Here is a 4,080-nt window from a genome sequence, read left to right as displayed (position 1 = left end):
CTGCCGGGCAATACCGGATCGGACCGTGTGCTGGAGAAAGCCGGCTTCCGCTACGAGGGGACGCTACGGCAGAAAGCCCGGTTCAAGGGCGCCTACCACGACTTCAGGATGTTTGGACGACTGGCCGGCGATCATCCTGCCTCAATCGATCAGAATTAACCTGCCGCCATGCCGGCGTAAGTCTCCAGTGTCGATGAAGTCTGGCGATCGTCTTCCGTATGCACCCACCAGGCGCCCAGCGCGTCGATGAGCGGTACAAGTTTGCGGCCAGGCGCCGTGAGGTCATAGTCGACCCGCAACGGATAACCCGGACGCACCGTTCGCCGCACGATACCGGCGTCCTCCAGCTTGCGCAGTTCCAGGGTCAGGATGCGATGTGACACGGTCGGGTTGTCACGTCTCAGGTCGCTGAACCGCTTGGTCCCGTCCTTCAGATAATAGAGCAGCAGTGTGGGCCAGCGACCGCTGAGCACGCGCATGGTCTCTTCGATCGGGCAGCGTGAGACGACGTCTTTCATGGGCGGATCCTGGTTACAGAATTGTGCGTAATTTACATGGGACGACAAGCGTTTAGGGTCAAGTTTCGCTGCGCGGCGTGATCCTCTCAATCACGGAAGAAAACAAATGGAACCTATCCTCCTTTACGGCTTCCCGGCGGGAAGCTCGATGGGGCTTGTCGCTGCCTTTGAACGCGTCGGGCAACCCTATCGCCTGTGCCGCGTCGACATGCTCACCGAGATGAAAAACGATGCCTATGCCAGCATCAACGACCGTCAGGAAACGCCGGTGCTGATCACCGACGAAGGCCGGGTGCTCACCGAGACAATGGCCATCGCCTCGTGGCTCGAAGCCCGCGACACACAGCGCCGCATCAGCTTCGAACCGCGCACGCCGCAAGCCGACCGCATGCACCAGCTGATGGCCTTCGTGAACACCGGGTTCACCGCCGCCTTCAGCCCGCTCTGGGTGGCATTGGAAATGGCGGCGGATGAACCGGCGCTGAAGGCGACCTTGCGGGAGTTCGGCCGCAAGGCCGTTGCGGAACGTCATGATCGGCTCGAGGCGATGATCGCCGACACGGATTTCCTGGTCGGCGACCGGCTGACGCTGGCCGATACCACGCTGATCGGCGTGGCGCGCTGGGCGGAGTTTCACCAGGCGATCGACGGCGCTGCCTATCCCAAGCTGGCCGGATTGCGCCTTCGCATCGAATCCGATCCGGCCGTGCGTTATGCGCTGGCTGTTGAGGATGGCGAACAGCCCGCCGGTTCTGGCGCCTGCCTTGGCCACGTCCCCCTGACTGAGGTGATCGATCGCTTCGCGGCGGCGGCGAAATCGTAGCGACACTCTGTTTTCAACCAGGATGTGCCTTTGTGAGAGGCGCTGATCTGCCGGAGTGCGGTCGCCACCGCACTCCGGCATTGTTAAAGGGGACCGCCATTTTTCTCAACGCTACCGCTTGGGCCGCCTGTCGTTCTCATTTCACCAGAGTGATCATCCGATCGGCGTACATTGTGCGATTTCCAAGCGCCGCCGCGCAGTCCGACTTGACGGACGAGTTTCCGGTCATCTGAATCGTATTGCCGACAAGCCTGAGACAGTCGCCCTGGGCGCTCATATCAGAGTTGCCGGCGTAGGAAATGGGCGCGTCCGGCGCGTAAATGAAACCGCTGAGCACGGAATTTGCGCCGCCATTCAATGTCAGAGCAGACGTGTTGCCGTGATCCTGGAAAATGGTGATGCCAGCATAAGGGCCGCTGGTGGGCGGGGAAAGGTTCACCTTCTCATTGGCATTTATGTAGATCTCAGCGCTTTCCATGAGGAATATGGTCACGCCCTGGCCAGCCAGGCTGCCGTTCCCCCCTGGCTTTATGGTGGTGCCGCGCATGATGTAGACGCCCGGATCAAGCGTGATGTCCCCCGACAATGTCTTGTCGCAATAAGTGCCGGGCGACAGCGTGTAGGTTTTGCCGTTCGGGACAGGCAAACACAATGTGTAAGGGGGAGGAACGACGTCGGCCAATGGATCAAAGGACGCGTACCTATGTTCGTGCGGCGTTCCGCAGGCGAGACTGGCGCTGGGTGGCAACAGCCCGCTGGTGCCGCCGACGGTTGAGACACAGCCGGCTGAAACCAGCGCGGAGCCACCCCTGTTGACGGAATCGGACGCGTCCGAGTTCGCCGCGATCACGCAATTGTCCATCGAGACGTTGGTCGAGCCCTGGAGGTTCACGGCGGCGGACGCATGCGGATCGAGCGCCAGCACGCAGGCCTGTGCGCCAGGTTTTACCTTGACCGAGGCCGAGCGGGAGGCCTGCCAGGGGGCCGAGGCGCTGATGAAGCTTGGGCGGCTTATGCTGGACGACAGCGAGATAAAGTAGGCGCTTGGGCTGCCGCTTGCCGTTGCCGCGAAAGCGGAGACGCTGCCCAAATATTCCTGCTGGTCGGCCACGCTCATATTGGCGGCGAAGAATTGCAGCCCAAGCTCCTGGACATCGCCGGCCGCCATATCGGGAGAGAACTTCGTGCCGATGGCGAGCCCCGCCGCGTCCAGCGAGTTCTGCAGTTGCGAGGCGTCATGGCTCGTGCCGATCAGATCAACGGCGCCGGCCAAACCAATCATTATCGGCAGCATCGCGACGGCGGTCGTCATGGCAAAGTTGCCGTGCTCCGAAGACCAGAAGCCTCTCAATGCGAACATAGTTCCTCGCCGAACCTCGTAAAGCTCAGGTGATACGCCAGAGATCCCTACGAGTAATTTAAGTAAATGCTAAAATGCGTAAATGCTAAAATGCAGAACAATGATTGGCTAAAACGAAAGACTGCCGAGGCACGCCATATGAGAGGCCATACGGAGAGTTGAACACTACGAGGAGTTGCGCCCCAGGCAATTGACGCGGCGACAATCGCCGCCAACTCTGCTATCATGCCTCTCGATCTTGAAGTGGCAGCTCTGGCGGCCATCCAGGCGGTGACCGCCCCGACACACGGGAGGAAGGTTATGGCCGGCTTTCATGTTATGGCGGACGCACGTGGAATGCATGTGCAGCCAACGGTGCGCCGCATCACCACGTCGGACCTTTGGGATGCGCTGCGCCTCGGCTTCGAGGATTTCTGGGCAAAACCATCGCACTACGTGTTCCTGTGCCTGATCTATCCCATCGTCGGCCTGATCCTGACGCAGTGGACGTCCGGCGCCAATGCCATCCAGCTCATCTATCCCCTGATGTCGGGTTTCGCGCTGGTCGGGCCGTTTGCGGCGCTCGGCCTTTACGAGATCAGCCGCCGGCGTGAGCTCGGCATGAACACCTCCTGGTGGCACGCGTTTGATGTGCGGCGCTCGTCCGCTGTCCCGTCGATCGCTGTCATCGGCGTCATGCTGGTGGCGCTGTTCCTGTTGTGGCTCTACACGGCGCAGTCGATCTACACCGGCCTGTTCGGCGACCAGCCGCCGGCCTCGATCGGTGGCTTCGTCCGCGACGTGCTGACCACCAGCAAGGGCTGGACGCTGATCCTTGCCGGCAATGCCGCGGGCTTTGTCTTCGCCGTAATCGTGCTGGCCACTACCGTGGTTGCCTTCCCGCTGCTGCTCGACCGTGACGTCGGCGCCGTCTCAGCCATCGAGACCTCGGCCAGGGCGGTGATGGCCAACCCGCTGCAGATGGCGCTGTGGGGCTTGCTGGTCGCCGTGCTTCTGGTGATCGGTTCGATCCCGCTGTTTGCCGGGCTCGCCGTCGTCATGCCGGTGCTCGGCCATGCCACCTGGCATCTCTACCGCAAGGTGGTCGAGCCGGAGCGGGCACAGCAGATAAGGCGGCCGATGTAGATCAGCACCCTCAGCGCTGCGCCTCTGTCGCCATCTTCAGCGCAAGTGCCGCCAGCACGGTGCCCATCATCCAGCGCTGGATGACCAGCCACAAAGGCCGTCCGGCGAGAAAGGTGGCGATCGAACCGGCCGTCACCGCGATGACGGCATTGACGCTGAGGCTGATCGAGATCTGCGTCGCGCCGAGCACCAGAAGCTGCGACAGCACGTGGCCTTTGCCGGGGCTGATGAACTGCGGCAACAGCGACAGATAG

At 61.7% G+C, this 4,080-nt stretch carries 4 protein-coding genes and 1 pseudogene; 2 read left to right on the top strand and 3 right to left on the bottom strand.

All coding sequences use genetic code 11. From position 1 onward, the window contains the following. Positions 1–155 precede the first annotated feature (155 nt). The gene (locus EN964_RS27365) at positions 156–518 is read right to left on the bottom strand and encodes a helix-turn-helix domain-containing protein (RefSeq protein ID WP_127269391.1); all 363 of its coding nucleotides are present in this window, start codon (positions 516–518) and stop codon (positions 156–158) included. 106 nt (positions 519–624) lie between these two features. Between EN964_RS27365 and EN964_RS27360 the strand changes: the two genes are divergently transcribed. Then, entirely contained in the window at positions 625–1,341 is a 717-nt protein-coding gene (locus EN964_RS27360) for a glutathione S-transferase family protein (RefSeq protein ID WP_127271609.1), read from the top strand. A gap of 136 nt (positions 1,342–1,477) precedes the next feature. Here EN964_RS27360 and EN964_RS27355 read toward each other — a convergent pair whose 3' ends face one another. After that, positions 1,478–2,701, bottom strand: coding sequence for a TadE/TadG family type IV pilus assembly protein (locus tag EN964_RS27355; protein ID WP_127269025.1), 1,224 nt, complete (start codon positions 2,699–2,701; stop codon positions 1,478–1,480). A 300-nt stretch (positions 2,702–3,001) separates the two neighbouring features. Here EN964_RS27355 and EN964_RS27350 point away from each other — a divergent pair, with 300 nt between their 5' ends. Beyond that, positions 3,002–3,826 (top strand): DUF2189 domain-containing protein, encoded by an 825-nt coding sequence (locus tag EN964_RS27350; protein WP_127269027.1) that lies wholly within the window; start codon positions 3,002–3,004, stop codon positions 3,824–3,826. Positions 3,827–3,836: 10 nt separating this feature from the next. Here EN964_RS27350 and EN964_RS27345 read toward each other — a convergent pair. Beyond that, a pseudogene (locus EN964_RS27345) lies at positions 3,837–4,080 on the bottom strand (LysE family translocator); the annotation flags it as partial.

This window comes from Mesorhizobium sp. M7A.F.Ca.CA.001.10.2.1 (genome assembly GCF_003998575.1).
Lineage (GTDB): Bacteria > Pseudomonadota > Alphaproteobacteria > Rhizobiales > Rhizobiaceae > Mesorhizobium.
This window is presented reverse-complemented; position numbering and strand designations above follow the sequence as displayed.

What these genes read in the sequence shown, in the direction of transcription:
- EN964_RS27365 (WP_127269391.1), bottom strand. Translation starts at nt 518, where the DNA reads ATGAAAGACGTCGTCTCACGCTGCCCGATCGAAGAGACCATGCGCGTG.
- EN964_RS27360 (WP_127271609.1), top strand. Translation starts at nt 625, where the DNA reads ATGGAACCTATCCTCCTTTACGGCTTCCCGGCGGGAAGCTCGATGGGG.
- EN964_RS27355 (WP_127269025.1), bottom strand. Translation starts at nt 2,701, where the DNA reads ATGTTCGCATTGAGAGGCTTCTGGTCTTCGGAGCACGGCAACTTTGCC.
- EN964_RS27350 (WP_127269027.1), top strand. Translation starts at nt 3,002, where the DNA reads ATGGCCGGCTTTCATGTTATGGCGGACGCACGTGGAATGCATGTGCAG.